Below are 15,528 nucleotides of genomic sequence, written 5' to 3' on the forward strand. Positions count from 1 at the left end.
GCCTGGTCATAGCGTCAGTGGGCCGGCTGGATGCGCCAGATGCCGAAGGGCATCGCGGGCTCCAGGCGTGTCCATTGGGTCTTGCCGTGCCAGGCCCAGCGGTGGCCGGTCATCAGGTCCTCGCCGTGAGTGGTGGCGTGGTCGTCGAGCCCCAGCTCCCATAGGGGCAGCTCGAAATGACCTTCCTGGGCATTGAAGGGGTCCAGGTTGATGGCGACCAGAACGAAATTACCCAGGTCATCGGTGCGCTTGCCGAAGTAGAGGATCTGGTCGTTCCAGCAGTTGTAGATCTTCAGCCCCAGGTGAGTCTGCAGCGCCGGGTTCTGCCGGCGGATACGGTTGAGCTGGGCGATCTCGGCCATGATGTTGCCCGGCGCGTAGAAATCGCGCGGCCGCAGCTCGTACTTCTCCGAATCCAGGTACTCCTCCTTGCCCGGCGTGAGCGGCGCGCCCTCGCAAAGTTCGAAGCCGGCGTACATGCCCCAGAGACCGGAGCCCATGGTGGCCAGGGCCGCCCGGATCAGGAAGCCGGGTCGGCCGCTGGTCTGCAGGAAGGTCGGATTGATGTCCGGGGTGTTGACGAAGAAATTCGGCCGGTAGCAATCACGCAGCGGCGGCTCGTTGAGCTGGGTGAAGTATTCGGTCAGCTCGGCCTTGGTGTTGCGCCAGGTGAAGTAGGTGTAGCTCTGGCTGTAACCCACCTTGCCCAGGCGCGCCATCATCGCCGGCTTGGTGAAGGCCTCGGCGAGGAACATGACGTCGGCGTCGCGACCGCGGATGTCGGCAATCAGCCACTCCCAGAACGGCAGCGGTTTGGTGTGGGGGTTGTCGACGCGGAAGATCTTCACGCCCTGCTCTACCCAGTGCCAGACCACGTCGCGCAGCGCCAGCCAGAGATCGGGAATGGCGTCCTTGGCGTAGAAGTCGACGTTGACGATGTCCTGGTACTTCTTCGGCGGATTCTCGGCATAGCGCATGGAGCCATCCGGGCGCCAGGAGAACCAGCCCGGATGCTCCTTGAGCCAGGGATGGTCGGGCGAGCACTGGATGGCGAAGTCCAGGGCGATCTCCAGGCCATGATCCGCAGCGGCGGCAACCAGCGCGCGGAAGTCTTCCAGGGTACCCAGTTCGGGATGCACGGCATCGTGGCCGCCATCCGGGCTGCCGATGGCATAGGGACTGCCCGGCTGGTCCGCGCCAGCACCCAGGGTGTTGTTCTTGCCCTTGCGGTGCGCCAGGCCGATCGGATGGATCGGTGGGAAATACAGCACGTCGAAGCCCATGTCGCGCACGCGCGGCAATTCACCGATCACGTTGCGGAAGGTACCGTGGCGCTGCGGGTCGTCGGTGATGGAGCGCGGGAAGAGTTCGTACCAGCTGGCGAACTCGGCGCGGATCCGCTCGATATCCAGTGGGTATTCGATGCTGTGGGTCAGGTGCTCGTAGGCATCCACCGGCGCCATGGCCTGACTCGCCTCGGCCGCCAGCAGGATGGCGACCTTGTCGCCTTCGCTGGCGGCCTGATCCAGGCGCTGCAGCAGGGCCTCCAGCGGTCCCCGTTGCTCGCCTTCGGCGCGGGACAGCGCCTGCTCCACATGGAGGCGGCCTTCCTGCAATTCCAGGTTAAGCGGCACCGCCGCGGCATGCTTCTTCTCGATCTCGTAACGGTAGGTACCCCAGACATCCCACCAGGCCTGCACCACGAATTCGTAGCGCCCCACTACCGGCGGAGTGAAGTGGCCACGCCAGAGGTCATTGGTTTCCAGCGCCAGCGGCGCCTGTTGCCAGTTCTCGTCGCCCTCCTGGCGCCAGAGGATCGCGGCGGCGAGCTTGTCGTGCCCATCGGCGAAGATCTTGGCGGTCACTTCGACGACCCGACCGGCGATGCCCTTGGCCGCGAACTGGCCATTGTCGACCGCTGGCGTGACCGACTCGATGGCGATGCGCGGCGTTTGCGCGGCGGTAGCGGGGTCGAGGGAAAGGGTGGAAAAAGAACCGGGGAGATCGGTGTTCGACATCGAGCCTGACTCCATTTTGGACGCGTGATCTTTGAGACGCATGAAAGGCCGTGTCGCCAAGACGATACGGCCTAGGTCGGGACCCCGCGACTGCTGACGTCCTAGCCAGGCTAGCCAGCTGGCGACTGCTCCATGGGCGGAAGCGTGCGGCACCTGGAGCGACAGGCGAGAACCTCGCCAGCGATCGTCCCAGACAGCCGCGGCAGCTTCGCTACAGGAAACGCTCGCGCGGGTGTGTCTGAAAGAGTCTGAGCCACAGGGAAGCGCAAAAGTTCAGCGCCTGAGCTTCGCCTGACGCTTGCCTTAATTTCAAATAATTAATTTAAAAACAATAGCTTAAGAATTAAATGAAAAGTCAGATATCAGGTTGAGAAATTGGCCTCGTGAACAGCGTTCATTCAGCCAATCGCCTTGCTTCTCTCCGATCTAGCCCGATGAAGTTAATGACTATTCACTTTATCCATATATCGCAAGCCATTGATTCTACTGAAAAGGTGTATAGGGTAATTCCCGCTTGTGCGCACTGCGTCTATAGGTGTTGAGGATGATTGCCAACGTCGCCGGGCTCACGGGCTTGCCTTCGAGAAAATCATCGATCTCGGCATAGGTGATGCCGAAGGCGTCCTCGTCCGCCTTGCCGGGAGACAGGGATTCGAGGTCCGCGGTGGGTATCTTGTGCACCAGCTCGGCAGGCGCACCCAGCCATTCGGCTACGGCCCGTACCCGCCGCTTGTTCAGGCCATGCAGCGGTGTGAGGTCACAGGCGCCATCACCGAACTTGGTATAGAAGCCCATCAGGGCTTCCGCCGCATGGTCGGTGCCTATCACCAACCCCCGTCGCGCGCCGGCCACCGCGTATTGGGCGATCATGCGCTGGCGTGCCTTGATGTTGCCCAGGGTGAAGTCCTCGTGCAGCTCGTCGTCGAAGGCTACTTGCGCTTCCCGCACCGAGGCGAGCATGGCATCGCTGGCCGGCTTGACGTTGACGGTATGGGTCTCATCGGGCTGGATGAATTGCAACGCGCGCTGGGCATCCTCTTCATCTCGCTGGACGCCGTAGGGCAGGCGCATGGCGATGAATCTCAGCCGCGCATTGCCGCTTTCCTCGCGCGCCCGCTCCACCGCCAGTTGTGCCAGGCGGCCGGCGGTGGAGGAATCCACCCCTCCGCTGATCCCCAGGACGTAGCTTTCCTGCCGACTGTCGAGCAGGTAGTGCTTGAGGAACTGGATGCGGCGCTCCGCTTCTTCCGCTGCATCGAAATGCGCGGGTACCTGCAGGGCCTGGATGATGTCGCGCTGCTGGGCGTCGGTCATCGGGCGTTCTCCTCGCGTTCGCGTTCAAGACGTTGATGGTAGGGGACCACGCCTGCCAGGCTGTGCCGGGCCGCCGCCAGCTGGACGGCTTCGCGATCGCCGGAAAAGTGCCGGGTTTCAGCATAGAGCACGATGTCGTCGCCCACTCGATAGCCCCAGGCGAAACAGACGGTACCTTGGGGGATGCCGTCGGCGCCGCCAGGTCCGGCCAGCCCGGTATTGGCGATGGCCACCTGGGCCGGGCTGTCGCGCAGGGCGCCGGCGGCCATCTCCCGCGCCACCGCCTCGCTGGTGAGGTTATGCCGCTCGATGGTCTCCGGCTTCACCCCCAGCAGGCGCTGCTTGGCCTCCGGGGAATAGACGACATAGCCCGACTCGATGCAACTACCACTGCCAGGTACTTCGGACAGCAAGCCCACCACCTTGCCGGCGGTGCAGGACTCCGCCGTGGTGAGCTGCAGCTCGTGCTCCTTGAGATAGTCCAGCATGGACTCGATGATGTTCATGGACGTCTTCCACCAAACCGCTTTCACCCCCCTTGGAAGAGTGGCGAAACGGGGAAGTTCGCAGCCTGCCGTGGGCGATCGTTCCAGGTCGGCCGGGGTATCGATGTCGAGCTGGATGCCGGCGTCGGCGACCTCCAGCTCTAGTACCGATGCCTGGCGCAAGAGCCGTTTCGCTCCCTCGTCGCCGCTGAGCTGGGCCAGCGCCGCGGCAAAATTCCGACCAAAGAGCACTGGATGCCCGCGGCGACCCGCGTGGACCGGCACGACGATCCGCTCGGCCTGATGCAGTCCCAGCAGCCGGTGCGCCGTGGCGGGCTGCACGAACGGCATGTCTCCCAGGGCCACCAACCAACCCGCGGCGCTGGAGGTTGCCTTCACCGCCGCGGCCAGGCTGTCGCCCATGCCGGTCGTGGGCAGGCTCAGCACCTGCAGCCCTTCCCGGCGCGCCAGTTCCGCGCGCCAGGCGAAATCACTGGAGACCACTGCCAGGCAGGGCAAGCCAAGACCGCGCCAGAGGCGAAAAGTCGCCTGCAAGACGCTGAGGTCGGCACTGCCAGGGAGCGACGCCTGCAACTTGTCGCCCCCACCTGCTGCGCGGAAACGACGACCGGCGCCGGCGGCCAGGATGAGGATCTGTACCGGCGCCACTGCTAGGCGACCTGCTCCACCGCTACCAGGGCCCGTTTTTTCTGGGTGAGCGCGATGCCATTCTTCACCGCCACCACCTCGGCCAGCAGCGACAGGGCGATTTCCGGCGGCGTGTGGCTGCCGATGTGCAGGCCGATGGGTCCGTGCAGGCGATTGATGGCCGCCACCGGTACCTCCAGCTGCAGCAGCCGATCACGGCGCTTGTCGTTGTTGCGCAAGGAGCCCAAGGCTCCAACATAGAAGGCGTCGGATTGCAGCGCCGTCAGCAGGGCCAGGTCATCCAGGCGTGGATCATGGGTCAGGGCCACCACGGCGGTGCGCTCGTCCGGCCGGATCGCCAGTACGGCGTCGTCCGGCATGCCAGCGATGAAACGCGCCTGCCGCGTCTCCCAGCCCAGGCGGAATTCCTCGCGCGGATCGCAGACCAGCACCTCGAAATCGAGCATGGCGGCCATATCGGCCACGTACAGCGAAAGCTGCCCGGCACCGATCAGCAGCAGGCGCCAGCGCGGCCCATGCACCAGGCGCAGGCGCTGGTCGTCCAGGGTCACGGGCTGGTCCCGGGTCGCCGCGGCAATACGCACCTTGCCCGTCGCCAGGTCCAACTCGCGCAGGGCGAGCTCATGGCCGTCACAGTGCTCCAGCAGCTGTGCCACCCAATGCCAGTCGTCGACACGCTCCTGCACCAGGCGCAGGGTACCGCCGCAGGGCAGGCCAAAACGCGCCGCCTCGTCACCCGAGACGCCATAGGTGATCACCTCGGGACGCTCGCCGGCGAACTGGCCGGCATGCAGCCGGGCGATCAGGTCATCCTCGATGCAGCCACCGGACACCGAGCCACAGACCTGGCCGTCGTCCCGCAGCGCCAGCATGGCACCCGGTGGCCGCGGCGAGCTGCCCCAGGTCTGGACCACGGTGAACAGGCTCACCCGGTGGCCGCCCTGTCGCCAGGCCACCGTGGTACGCAAAACTTCTTGATCGACACTGTCCACGCCCACACCTCTCTGCCCTGCGCCTGCGGCGGCAAATCATCGTTCGGGGGTAGAACCCAGCGACGAAGCGGGGTTCCCTGCGGCGGAACCCCGTGGATCGCCGGCCTATCCATAGAGGACACCCCCACCCTGGAGAACGCCCATGCCCCGCTCGATTTGGAAAGGTGCCGTCAGCTTCGGCCTGGTGCACATCCCCGTCTCGGTCGTCTCGGCAACCCGGCAAGCGGGCATCGACTTCGATTGGCTGGACGAGCGCAGCCTGGACCCGGTGGGCTACAAGCGCATCAACAAGAACACCGGCAAGGAGGTGCCCAGCGAGCACATCGTCAAAGGCGTCGAGCACGGCAAGGGCCAGTACGTGGTGCTCAGCGACGACGAGATCCACAACGCCCTGCCCGCCGCCACCCGCACCATCGACATCCTCACCTTCGTCGAGGCGCGCGAGATCTCCATCCTGCACTTCGAGAAGCCCTACTACCTGGCACCGGACAAGAACGGTGAGAAGGTCTATGCGCTGCTGCGTGACACCCTGAGCGCCGCCGGCAAGGTCGGCGTGGCCAACCTGGTGATGCACACCAAGCAGCACCTGGCGGTGATCATGCCGTTGGGCGACGCCCTGGTGCTGAACACCCTGCGCTGGGCCGACGAGGTGCGCTCCACGGATGACGTCGGCCTGGAAGGCCTGGACGCCAAGGTCACCAAGAAGGAGGTGGACATGGCCCAGCGCCTGGTGGACGACATGACCGAAGCCTGGGACCCGACCCAGTATCACGACACCTTCAGGGACAACGTCATGGCCCTGGTCGAGCGCAAGCTCAAGGACGGCAAGCTCGAAGCCGTGACCGAGGAACCCGCAGAGGAAGACAGCGGCGCCGACGTCATTGACCTCACCGAATTGCTGCGCCGCAGCCTGGGCGGCAAGCGCCAGGACAAGGACGAGGCGCCCAAGGGCAAGACCGCCAGCCGCTCCGGTAGCCGGCGCAGTTCGGCCGCCAGCCGTACGCGCAAGGCCAAGTGAGGAACGCCGCCATGGCCAGTTCCACCAGTGAATACAACCGCAAGCGCAACTTCGACATCACCGCCGAACCGCGCGACGACGATAGCCCACGCAAGACCAAGGGCGGCGCAAGCTTCGTCATCCAGAAGCACGACGCCCGCCGCCTGCACTATGATTTCCGCCTGGAGCTGGATGGCACCTTGAAGAGCTGGGCAGTGCCCAAGGGTCCGAGCCTGGACCCCGGCGAGAAGCGCCTGGCGGTCCAGGTGGAGGATCATCCCCTCGCCTATGGCAGCTTCGAAGGCAGTATCCCCGAGGGCCAATACGGCGCGGGCGACGTCATCGTCTGGGACCGTGGCCAATGGCAGGCCGAGGGCGATGCCGCCGCGGCCTACGCCGCCGGCAAGCTCAAGTTCGAGCTCAGGGGTGAAAAGCTCAGGGGCCACTGGACCCTGGTCCGCACCCGGTTGCAGGGCCACAGCGACAAGCCCCAGTGGCTGCTGATCAAGGAGCGCGACGACGAGGCGCGGGATAGCGCGGACTACGAGGTGACCACCGCCGAGCCCGACAGCGTGTTGAGCGACAAGACGCTGCCCCGCTTGGAGCAGCCCACCGCCAAGGGCAAGACCACCGCCAAACCCAAGGCCACCAAGGCGCCAGCGCGCCAGAGCACGGCCAAGGCGCGCAAGGCCAAGCTGCCCGAAACCCTGGATGCGCAGCTGGCTACCCTGGTCGACAGCCCACCGGCCGGCGACTGGCTGTACGAGGTGAAATACGACGGTTACCGTCTACTGGCTCGCATCGAGGGCGAGCACGTTCGCCTGTTCACCCGCAGTGGCAACGACTGGACCGCGCGCCTGCCGGAGCAGGCCCAGGCCCTGGCCGCCCTCGGCGTGGAGAGCGCCTGGCTGGATGGCGAGATCCTGGTGAACGACGCCCAGGGCGTGTCGAGTTTCCAGGCCCTGCAGAATGCCTTCGAAACCGGCAAGGCCTCGCGGATCCGCTATTACGTCTTCGACCTGCCCTATCTCAACGGCGCGGATCTGCGGGATGTCCCTGTGGAGCAGCGCCGCGAATTGCTGGGCAAGCTGCTGGAAGACCACAACGACAGTGACCTGCTGCACTTTTCCGCCGCCTTCGAAGTCCCGGCCGATCGCATCCTCGGCAGCGCCTGCGAGCTGGGCCTCGAAGGGGTGATCGGCAAGCGCCTCGGCAGTCCCTATCGCTTCCGGCGCAGCAAGGACTGGATCAAGCTCAAGTGCGCCCATCGCCAGGAATTCATCATCGTCGGCTATACCCCGCCCAAGGGTGGTCGCCAGCATCTGGGGGCGCTGCTGGTCGCCCTGCACGATGACCAGGGCCAGCTGCGTTACGCCGGCAAGGTCGGTACCGGCTTCACCGCGGCCACGCTCAAGCGTCTGCATGAGAAATTCCAGCCGCTGATCGTCGAACGGCCAGCGGTGACGGATCCGCCCAAGGGCGCGGCCTATCGGGAGGTGACCTGGCTCAAACCCGAGCAACTGTGCGAGATCGCCTATGCCGAGATGACCCAGGATCGCATCGTGCGCCAAGGCGTCTTCCACGGCCTGCGGGACGACAAGCCGGCCCAGGAGATCGGCCTCGAAACGGCGACGCCGGCGCGTGAGGCCGAACGCCCGGCGAAAGCGGCCAAGCCTGGCAAGGCCAAGGACGCCGAGGTGGCCGGCGTGCGCATCAGCCATCCGGAACGGGTCATCGACGAGGCCAGCGGCGCGCGCAAGCTCGATGTGGCGGGCTATTACGCCGCCGTCGCGGACTGGATACTGCCGCATCTGGACGATCGGCCCGTAGCCCTGGTGCGCACGCCCGAAGGCATCGCCGGCGAGCAGATCTTCCAGAAGCACAAGCAGACCCTGGCGATTCCCCATATCCGCGAACTCGACCCTGAGCTGGACCCGGGCCACGCCCCGCTGATGGTCATCGACAGTCGCGACGCTCTGATCGGCGCTGCCCAGATGGGCACCGTGGAGCTGCACACCTGGAACGCCACCGCCGACCGTATCGAGCGGCCCGACCGTTTCATCCTCGATCTCGACCCCGACCCCACGCTGCCCTGGTCGCGCATGGTGGAAGCGGCCGAACTCACCCTCACTCTGCTCGACGAGCTCGACCTGCAGGCCTTCGTCAAGACCAGTGGCGGCCGCGGCCTGCACCTGGTGGTACCGCTGGATCGCCGGCAGGACTGGGATACCGTCAAGGCCTTCGCCCAGGCCGCAGCCCAGCACCTGGCCACTACCCTGCCCAAGCTGTTCGCCGCCAAGATGGGTGCCCAGAATCGCCAGGGCCGCATCTTCGTCGACTACCTGCGCAATCGCCACGGCGCCACCACGGTCTGCGCCTTCTCCCTGCGCGCCCGCCCGCATCTCGGCGTTTCCGTACCGGTGGCGCGCGCGGAGCTGGCTTCGCTTGAGCGAAGCGACCAGTGGCACTTCGACACCCTGCTGCAACGGCTCGAAGGGCTCAAGGACGATCCCTGGGCCGGCTATGCCAAGGTGCGCCAGGGTCTTACTCAAGCCCGGCGCGAGCGCCTGGGCGTGGCTTGACGACACACCTGCCGTCGCCAACGTCGGTCCAAGCGAAACCCGCCAGCGCTCCCCATGGTCTGCACATAAGAGCGTTGTCGTGGACAGCGCCGTCGCCAGCCACGGGATGGAGCCGATGTTGATCGATCTGGATAGCCTTCAGGACACCCTGGATGAGTGGGCCTACGAAGAGGTCACTCCCGCACTGCTGCAGCAACGCCTCCAGACGCTCAATCAGCGTGGCCTCGACCGCCTGCCACTGCCTGGCCAGGGTCGGACCCTGGAACGCTGGCGCGCCCTTACCCAGGTCGCCAAACTCGATCTGGGCCTGGCCAAGCTCTATGAAGGCCACACCGATGCCCTGGCCATCCTCGCCGAACTGGATGGTTTCACCGCCCCGCTGGACAGCCTCTGGGGCGTCTGGGCGGCCGAGCCGCCGGATGCTCGCCTGCTGGTACGTTACGGGGCTGACAGCATGGTCACCCTGCACGGCCGCAAATCCTGGTGTTCGGGTGCTTCCCTGGTCAGCCACGCCTTGGTCACCGCCTGGATGGATGATCACCCCATGCTGGTGGCGGTAGAAATGAACCAGCCTGGCGTCGAGGTCACCCAGGACGGCTGGCGGGCGATAGGAATGCAGGCCACCGGCAGTGTCGATGTGCTGTTCGACGGAGCCGCTGGCGTACTGGTCGGGGCGCCCGGTCGCTATCTGCATCGTCCCGGCTTCTGGCACGGTGGCGGAGGCATCGCCGCCTGCTGGTTCGGCTCCGCCACCGCCCTGGCCGATACCCTCAGGGCCTACTGCAAACGCCATCGCGAACCCCATGCCCTCGCCCACCTGGGCCATGTGGATGCGGCCCTGCTCGGCGCTGCCACTGCCCTGCGCCAGGCTGCCGACTGGATCGATCAGCATCCCAACGCCGATGCGCGCTATCGCATCTGCCAACTGCGCGCGCTGGTCGAGCAAGGCGCCGAAATCGTCGTGCGCCATACCGGGCGGGCGTTCGGTGCCGCGCCCCTGTGCCGGGACGCCTATTGCGCTCGCCACATGGCCGACCTCCCCGTCTACCTGCGCCAGAGCCACGCCGAGCGTGACCTGGCGGTCCTGGGTGATCTCAATCTGTTGGAGGGTGCACCGTGGCAACTGTAGGAGATCGTCAGATCCAGGGCGCGGGTACCTCGCCCGAAGCCTGGGCGCAATGGGTCGGCTTTGCCGACATGCCCGACATCGAGGCTGCCCAACTGGTCCCGCCCGGCCATCGCGCGGTGATCGTCGCGCCCCACCCGGACGATGAGATCCTGGGCTGCGGCGGCCTGCTCCATCTGCTCAACGAACTCGGTCGGCGCCTGGCGCTGGTGGCCGTCACCGACGGCGACGGCAGCCATCCGCAGTCGGCCCTCTGGCCGGCAAGTCGGCTGCGCAATACCCGGCCGCTGGAAACCCGCGAGGCCATGCGCCGGCTGCATCTGGAGCGCGCCACCGTGACCCGCCTGGCGATCCCGGATGGCCAGGTGAGCGAACAGGAAGAGGCGCTGCAGCGGCGCTTGCTCGATATGCTCACAGCGCAAGACGTCGTCTTCGTGACCTGGCGCCTGGACGGCCATCCTGATCATGAAGCGACCGGCCGCGCTGCCGTCGACGCCTGTCGCCAACGCGGGATCCGCTGCATCGAGGTACCCATCTGGACCTGGCACTGGGCTGCTCCCGGCGATCCCCGGGTGCCCTGGGAGCGCGCCCGCCGGCTCAACCTGGGGCAAGACGTGCTGGCGCTGAAGAAGCAGGCGGTCAATGCCTTCGGTAGCCAATTGAGTGAAGACCCTAGCACCGGCCAGGGGCCGATCCTGCCACCCGCGGTGATCGCCCGCCTGACCCGTGCCTGGGAGGTCTATCTGACGTGACCGTCTCCATGAGCTACTTCGATACCCTCTATGCTGGCAGTGACGACCCCTGGGACTATCGCCACCGCTGGTACGAAGCACGCAAGCGTGATCTCACCCTGGCGATCCTGCCACACCGTCGCTACGCACGGGGCTACGAACCGGGCTGCTCCACCGGTGAACTGTCCCGCCGCCTGGCCGAGCGCTGCGATCAGTTGCTGGTAAGTGACGGCAATGTCTCCGCGGTGGACACCGCCCGCGCGCGGCTGGCCGATCAGCCGCACGTGGAGGTGCATCATCTGCTGCTACCCGATGCTTGGCCGGAGGGTGCCTTCGACCTCATCGTCATCAGCGAGATCGGCTATTACCTCGGCGAGCAGGGCCTCAACGCCCTGCTGAACCACGCCCACAGCGCCCTGCTGCCCGGTGGAGTGCTGCTCGGTTGCCACTGGCGCCACCCCATCGAAGGCTGTGCCCTGACCGGCGATCAGGTCCACCAGCGCCTGGGTGCCCTGCCCGGTCTGTATCGCCTGAGCCAGCTCGAAGAAGCCGATTTCGTCCTCACCCTCTGGTCCTCAGACCCCACCTCCGTCGCCCGCCTGGAGCAGCTTCTATGATAGGTGCCGTGATACCAGCCCATAACGAAGAGCAACACGTCGAACGCTGTCTGCTATCGGTCCTGCGCGCGGCAAGGCATCCCGCGCTGCTGGGCGAAGAGGTCCAAGTCGTCATAGTGCTCGACAGCTGTACCGATAGCACCGCCGACATCGTCCGCCAGTTGCCCGTGACCATGCTGGAGATCTGGGCCTGCAACGTCGGGATGACCCGGGCGATGGGCGCAGCCCACCTGATCCAGAAGGGCGCCCGCTGGCTCGCCTGCACCGACGCCGACTCCGAGGTCGCGCCGGACTGGTTCGCCGCCCAGCTCGCCTACGGCGCCGACGCCGTCTGCGGCGTGGTGGAGGTGGACGACTGGACGGCTCATTCCGCCGGGCTACGGGCCCGCTACGAAGCGGCCTATCATGACCGCGAAGGCCATCAACACATCCATGGCGCCAATTTCGGCATCGCCACCTCGGCCTATCTACGGGTAGGCGGCTTTCCCGCCATGGCGGCGAACGAAGACGTCAGTCTGGTAGCCGCGCTGAAGGCCGACGGTGCCGACATCGCCTGGAGCAACAGCGTGCGCGTAAGGACCAGCTCGCGCCTCGACTGCCGTGCACGCGGCGGGTTCGGCGATTATCTTAGCCTGCTCGGGGCCACGGCCTGACACTCAGATACCCAGGGCGAAAGCCCTGGGTGTTGCGCCGAATTGCCGGCGAAAGGCCGCGATGAAGGCCGAGGGCGAGTTGTAGCCGCAATCCAGGGATACCTCGGTGACCGCGGCGCCCTCTTCCAGCCGCTCCAGGGCACTGATCAGCCGCAGCCGCTGACGCCAGGCACGGAAGGTAAGCTGGGTCTCTCTCAGGAAGGTACGGCTCAGGGTCTTCTCCGAAGCCCCCAGCACCTGCGACCACTGCGCCAGGGTGCGCTCGTCCGCTGGATTGGCCGCCAGGGCCTCGCACAGCTGGCGCAGCCGTCCATCCTGGGGCGCCGGCAGGGACAGCCCCACTTCCGGCGCCGCCTGCAGTTGATCGAGCATCACCGAGACCAAGCGGCCGTGCGCACCGGCCTCGTCGTACTCTCGTTCGAAACCGCTGAAGGTCTTGATCAGCTCGCGGATCAGGGCACTCACCGCGATCACCCGGCACTGACTGCCCACGTAGGGTGCCGCCTCGGCACTGACATAGAGGCTGCGCATCTCCGCCCGTGGCGAAGAACGCACCTGGTGCTCCACATCGGCGGCGATCCACACCGCCCGCTGCGGCGGCGCCACGTAACTGCCCTCGGCGGTGGTCACCATGAGCACACCCTTGATGGCATAGGACAGCTGTCCCCAGGGATGCCGATGCCAGGGCGTCCAGGCGGGCTGTGCCAGGGATTCGACCCGCGCATAGAGCCGGCGCGGCAGGGAGGCAAGCTCGGGAACCAGGCGCTCGACGGCGACCTGTCCGTTTGGCGATATCATTGGGGCTTTTCGCGTTAGCCGGATAAGTCGGTAGACGATAGCCTTCCAGGCTACTCGTACACAACCGCACACAACTCGAGAGTGACCATGGCTCGTACCCGCCTGATGCCCGACAACTTCACCCTGCTGCTGGTTACCACGGTGATCCTGGCCAGCGTACTGCCCTGTCGGGGCCTCGCCGCCCAGATCGCCAACGTGGTGACCAACATCGCCATCGGCCTGCTGTTCTTCCTCCACGGTGCCAAGCTGTCGCGCCAGGCGCTGGTCGCCGGCGTCACCCATTGGCGCCTGCACCTGCTGGTCTTCAGTTTCACCTTCATCGCCTTTCCGCTGCTCGGCTGGGCCCTGCAGCCGCTGCTGGCGCCCCTGGTCACGCCCGAGCTCTACCTGGGCGTGCTGTTCATGTGCGCCCTGCCGGCCACCGTGCAGTCCTCCATCGCCTTCGTCTCCATGGCCCGCGGCAACGTCTCGGCGGCAGTGTGCAGCGCCTCGCTGTCCAGCCTGATCGGTATCTTCCTCACCCCACTGCTGGTGCGACTGCTGCTCGATGCCCACGGCGGCTCGGACGGCCAGAGCACCCTTGATGCCATCACCAAGATCTGCGTCCAACTGCTGCTGCCCTTCATCGCCGGCCAGTTGTTGCGCCCGGTGATCGGCAAGTGGGTGGATCGCCACAAGGCCTCGCTCAAGTTCGTCGACCAGGGCTCCATCCTGATGGTGGTCTACACCGCGTTCAGCGCCGCGGTGATCGAGGGTCTGTGGCAGCAGACGCCAGTGCTGTCGCTGGTCGGCCTGGTGTTCATCTGCGCCACCCTGCTCACCCTGGTGCTGCTGGCCACCCGCTACAGCGCGCGCCTGCTGGGCATGAGCAAGGAAGACGAAATCACCGTGGTGTTCTGCGGCTCCAAGAAGAGCCTGGCCACGGGCGTGCCCATGGCCAAGGTGCTCTTCGCCGGCAGCACCATGGGTCCGGTGCTGCTGCCGATCATGCTGTTCCACCAGATCCAGCTGATGGTCTGCGCGGTGCTTGCCCAGCGCTATGCCCGGCGCCAGGTGGTGGAAGCCGCGCCTGCGGCGGCGGTTCCCCTGCCCAAATGATCCAATCCGTGAGCGAGGCGCCTGCTCAGCGCGCCTCGTCTTCGTGGATCGGCTTGCGCATGGTGACCCACTCTTCCGCGGCCGTGGGATGGATGCCCAGGGTGTCGTCGAAACAGGCCTTGGTCGCCCCCGCCTTGAGGGCGATGGCCAGGCACTGGATCTGCTCGCCGGCATCCGGCCCGACCATGTGGCAACCCAGCACCTGGTCGCTGTCGGCATCCACCACCAGCTTCATCAGCGTTCTTTCCTGGACATCGGTCAGGCTGAGCTTGGTTGGCCGGAAGCTGCTCTGGAAGATCTTCAGCCGATGACCGCGGCTGCGCGCCTCTTCCTCGCTCAGGCCGATGCTGGCCAGGTTGGGCAGGCTGAACACCGCGCTGGCGATCAGATCGTAGTTCAACGGCCGGTAGCTGTCCGGGTTGAACAGATGGCGCGCCAGGGTCATGCCTTCGGCCAGGGCCACCGGGGTCAGCTGCACCCGTCCGATGACATCGCCGATGGCGTAGATCGACGGCTCCGCGGTCTGGAAGGTCTCGCCCACCTGCACGAAGCCGCGCTCGTCCAGGGCCACGGCAGTGTTCTCCAGGCCCAGGTCATCCAGCATCGGACGCCGGCCGGTGGCATAGAAGACGCAGTCGGCTTCCAGGACGCGACCGTCCTTGAGCGTGACCTGCAGGGTACCGTCGGCGGCCTTGTCGATACGCGCGACGTCGGCATTGAACTGCAGGTCGTGGCCGCGCTTGGACATCTCGTCACGCAGGTGCTCGCGCACGCTGCGGTCGAAGCCGCGCAGGAACAGCTCCCGGCGATACAGCAGCGTGGTCTGGGCACCGAGGCCCTGGAAGATCGAGGCGAATTCCACGGCGATATAGCCGCCACCCACCACTACCACCCGCTTGGGTAGCTCCGGTAGATAGAAGGCTTCGTTGGAAGTGATGGCGTGTTCGCGCCCCGGGAACTCGGGCACGTCAGGCCAACCACCGGTGGCGATGAGGATGCGCTCGCAGCGATAACGCTGGCCTTCCACCTCGACGGTATGGGGATCGAGGATGCGCGCATGGGCTTCCAGCAAGGTCACCCCGCTGTTGACCAGCAGGGCGCGATAGATGCCGTTCAGGCGGCGGATCTCGTGATCCTTGCTGGCGACCAGGGTGTTCCAGTCGAATGCCGGTACCTCGGCGTCCCAGCCGTAGCCCCGCGCCTGGCGGAATTCATCGCGAAAGGACGCGCCGTAGATGAAATACTTCTTGGGCATGCAGCCCACGTTGACGCAGGTGCCTCCCAGGTAGCGGCTTTCCGCTACCGCCACCCGGGCACCGAAGTCGGCGGCGAAGCGCGCGGCACGTACCCCGCCCGAACCGGCACCTATCACGAAGAGGTCGAAATCATAGGTCGTCATGGAACACTCTCTGGGTTTCTGCTGGCGTCAGCATAACGCAAGCCGCCGC

13 protein-coding genes and 1 pseudogene are annotated in these 15,528 nt (G+C 66.0%); 7 read left to right on the forward strand and 7 right to left on the reverse strand.

Annotated features, from left to right (window positions below):
- Positions 1-14: 14 nt before the first annotated feature.
- From RND78_RS19660 to RND78_RS19680, 5 genes and pseudogenes are all read right to left on the reverse strand, one after another.
- Complete coding sequence (locus tag RND78_RS19660; RefSeq protein ID WP_312731462.1) at positions 15-2,018, reverse strand: alpha-1,4-glucan--maltose-1-phosphate maltosyltransferase; 2,004 nt, start codon at positions 2,016-2,018, stop codon at positions 15-17.
- Between the two features lie 483 nt (positions 2,019-2,501).
- A complete protein-coding gene (nadE, locus tag RND78_RS19665; RefSeq protein ID WP_312731464.1) occupies positions 2,502-3,332 on the reverse strand; it encodes an ammonia-dependent NAD(+) synthetase in 831 nt (276 codons plus the stop codon).
- Complete coding sequence (locus RND78_RS19670; protein WP_312731554.1) at positions 3,329-3,838, reverse strand: CinA family protein; 510 nt, start codon at positions 3,836-3,838, stop codon at positions 3,329-3,331. The genes nadE and RND78_RS19670 overlap by 4 nt, the downstream gene beginning before the upstream one ends.
- Positions 3,839-4,000: 162 nt before the next feature.
- Positions 4,001-4,486, reverse strand: a pseudogene (locus tag RND78_RS19675) (NTP transferase domain-containing protein); the annotation flags it as partial.
- Between the two features lie 2 nt (positions 4,487-4,488).
- Positions 4,489-5,478, reverse strand: a complete 990-nt coding sequence (locus tag RND78_RS19680) for an XdhC family protein (protein ID WP_312731466.1) — start codon at positions 5,476-5,478, stop codon at positions 4,489-4,491.
- Between the two features lie 142 nt (positions 5,479-5,620).
- On the opposite strand from RND78_RS19680, the gene RND78_RS19685 reads away from it, so the two are divergent.
- From RND78_RS19685 to RND78_RS19710, 6 genes are all read left to right on the forward strand, one after another.
- Positions 5,621-6,496, forward strand: coding sequence for a Ku protein (locus tag RND78_RS19685; protein ID WP_312731468.1), 876 nt, complete (start codon positions 5,621-5,623; stop codon positions 6,494-6,496).
- Between the two features lie 11 nt (positions 6,497-6,507).
- Entirely contained in the window at positions 6,508-9,057 is a 2,550-nt protein-coding gene (ligD, locus tag RND78_RS19690) for a DNA ligase D (protein WP_312731470.1), read from the forward strand.
- Between the two features lie 106 nt (positions 9,058-9,163).
- A complete protein-coding gene (locus tag RND78_RS19695; RefSeq protein WP_409457086.1) occupies positions 9,164-10,186 on the forward strand; it encodes an acyl-CoA dehydrogenase in 1,023 nt (340 codons plus the stop codon).
- Positions 10,174-10,935 (forward strand): PIG-L family deacetylase, encoded by a 762-nt coding sequence (locus RND78_RS19700; RefSeq protein WP_312731474.1) that lies wholly within the window; start codon positions 10,174-10,176, stop codon positions 10,933-10,935. Before RND78_RS19695 ends, RND78_RS19700 begins: the two co-directional genes overlap by 13 nt.
- Before the next feature lie 8 nt (positions 10,936-10,943).
- Complete coding sequence (locus RND78_RS19705) at positions 10,944-11,531, forward strand: class I SAM-dependent methyltransferase (RefSeq protein WP_409457082.1); 588 nt, start codon at positions 10,944-10,946, stop codon at positions 11,529-11,531.
- Positions 11,528-12,184 (forward strand): glycosyltransferase, encoded by a 657-nt coding sequence (locus RND78_RS19710; protein WP_312731478.1) that lies wholly within the window; start codon positions 11,528-11,530, stop codon positions 12,182-12,184. Before RND78_RS19705 ends, RND78_RS19710 begins: the two co-directional genes overlap by 4 nt.
- A gap of 3 nt (positions 12,185-12,187) precedes the next feature.
- On the opposite strand, the gene RND78_RS19715 is transcribed toward RND78_RS19710, so the two are convergent.
- Positions 12,188-12,982: a helix-turn-helix transcriptional regulator gene (locus RND78_RS19715; protein WP_312731481.1), complete on the reverse strand. Its 795-nt coding sequence runs from the start codon at positions 12,980-12,982 to the stop codon at positions 12,188-12,190.
- A gap of 87 nt (positions 12,983-13,069) precedes the next feature.
- On the opposite strand from RND78_RS19715, the gene RND78_RS19720 reads away from it, so the two are divergent.
- Positions 13,070-14,080: a bile acid:sodium symporter family protein gene (locus RND78_RS19720; protein WP_312731484.1), complete on the forward strand. Its 1,011-nt coding sequence runs from the start codon at positions 13,070-13,072 to the stop codon at positions 14,078-14,080.
- A gap of 25 nt (positions 14,081-14,105) precedes the next feature.
- Here the strand turns inward: RND78_RS19720 and gorA are convergent, their stop codons facing one another.
- Positions 14,106-15,479 (reverse strand): glutathione-disulfide reductase, encoded by a 1,374-nt coding sequence (gene gorA / locus RND78_RS19725; protein WP_312731487.1) that lies wholly within the window; start codon positions 15,477-15,479, stop codon positions 14,106-14,108.
- Positions 15,480-15,528 lie beyond the last annotated feature (49 nt).

The organism is Pseudomonas oryzihabitans (assembly GCF_032027545.1).
Taxonomy (GTDB): Bacteria; Pseudomonadota; Gammaproteobacteria; order Pseudomonadales; family Pseudomonadaceae; genus Chryseomonas; species Chryseomonas oryzihabitans_F.

Excerpts from the sequence above, each read along its gene's own strand:
- nadE (WP_312731464.1), bottom strand. The coding sequence starts at position 3,332 with ATGACCGACGCCCAGCAGCGCGACATCATCCAGGCCCTGCAGGTACCC.
- RND78_RS19710 (WP_312731478.1), top strand. The coding sequence starts at position 11,528 with ATGATAGGTGCCGTGATACCAGCCCATAACGAAGAGCAACACGTCGAA.
- RND78_RS19660 (WP_312731462.1), bottom strand. The coding sequence starts at position 2,018 with ATGTCGAACACCGATCTCCCCGGTTCTTTTTCCACCCTTTCCCTCGAC.
- gorA (WP_312731487.1), bottom strand. The coding sequence starts at position 15,479 with ATGACGACCTATGATTTCGACCTCTTCGTGATAGGTGCCGGTTCGGGC.
- RND78_RS19705 (WP_409457082.1), top strand. The coding sequence starts at position 10,944 with ATGAGCTACTTCGATACCCTCTATGCTGGCAGTGACGACCCCTGGGAC.
- RND78_RS19720 (WP_312731484.1), top strand. The coding sequence starts at position 13,070 with ATGGCTCGTACCCGCCTGATGCCCGACAACTTCACCCTGCTGCTGGTT.
- RND78_RS19670 (WP_312731554.1), bottom strand. The coding sequence starts at position 3,838 with ATGAACATCATCGAGTCCATGCTGGACTATCTCAAGGAGCACGAGCTG.
- RND78_RS19715 (WP_312731481.1), bottom strand. The coding sequence starts at position 12,982 with ATGATATCGCCAAACGGACAGGTCGCCGTCGAGCGCCTGGTTCCCGAG.
- RND78_RS19695 (WP_409457086.1), top strand. The coding sequence starts at position 9,164 with ATGGAGCCGATGTTGATCGATCTGGATAGCCTTCAGGACACCCTGGAT.
- ligD (WP_312731470.1), top strand. The coding sequence starts at position 6,508 with ATGGCCAGTTCCACCAGTGAATACAACCGCAAGCGCAACTTCGACATC.
- RND78_RS19685 (WP_312731468.1), top strand. The coding sequence starts at position 5,621 with ATGCCCCGCTCGATTTGGAAAGGTGCCGTCAGCTTCGGCCTGGTGCAC.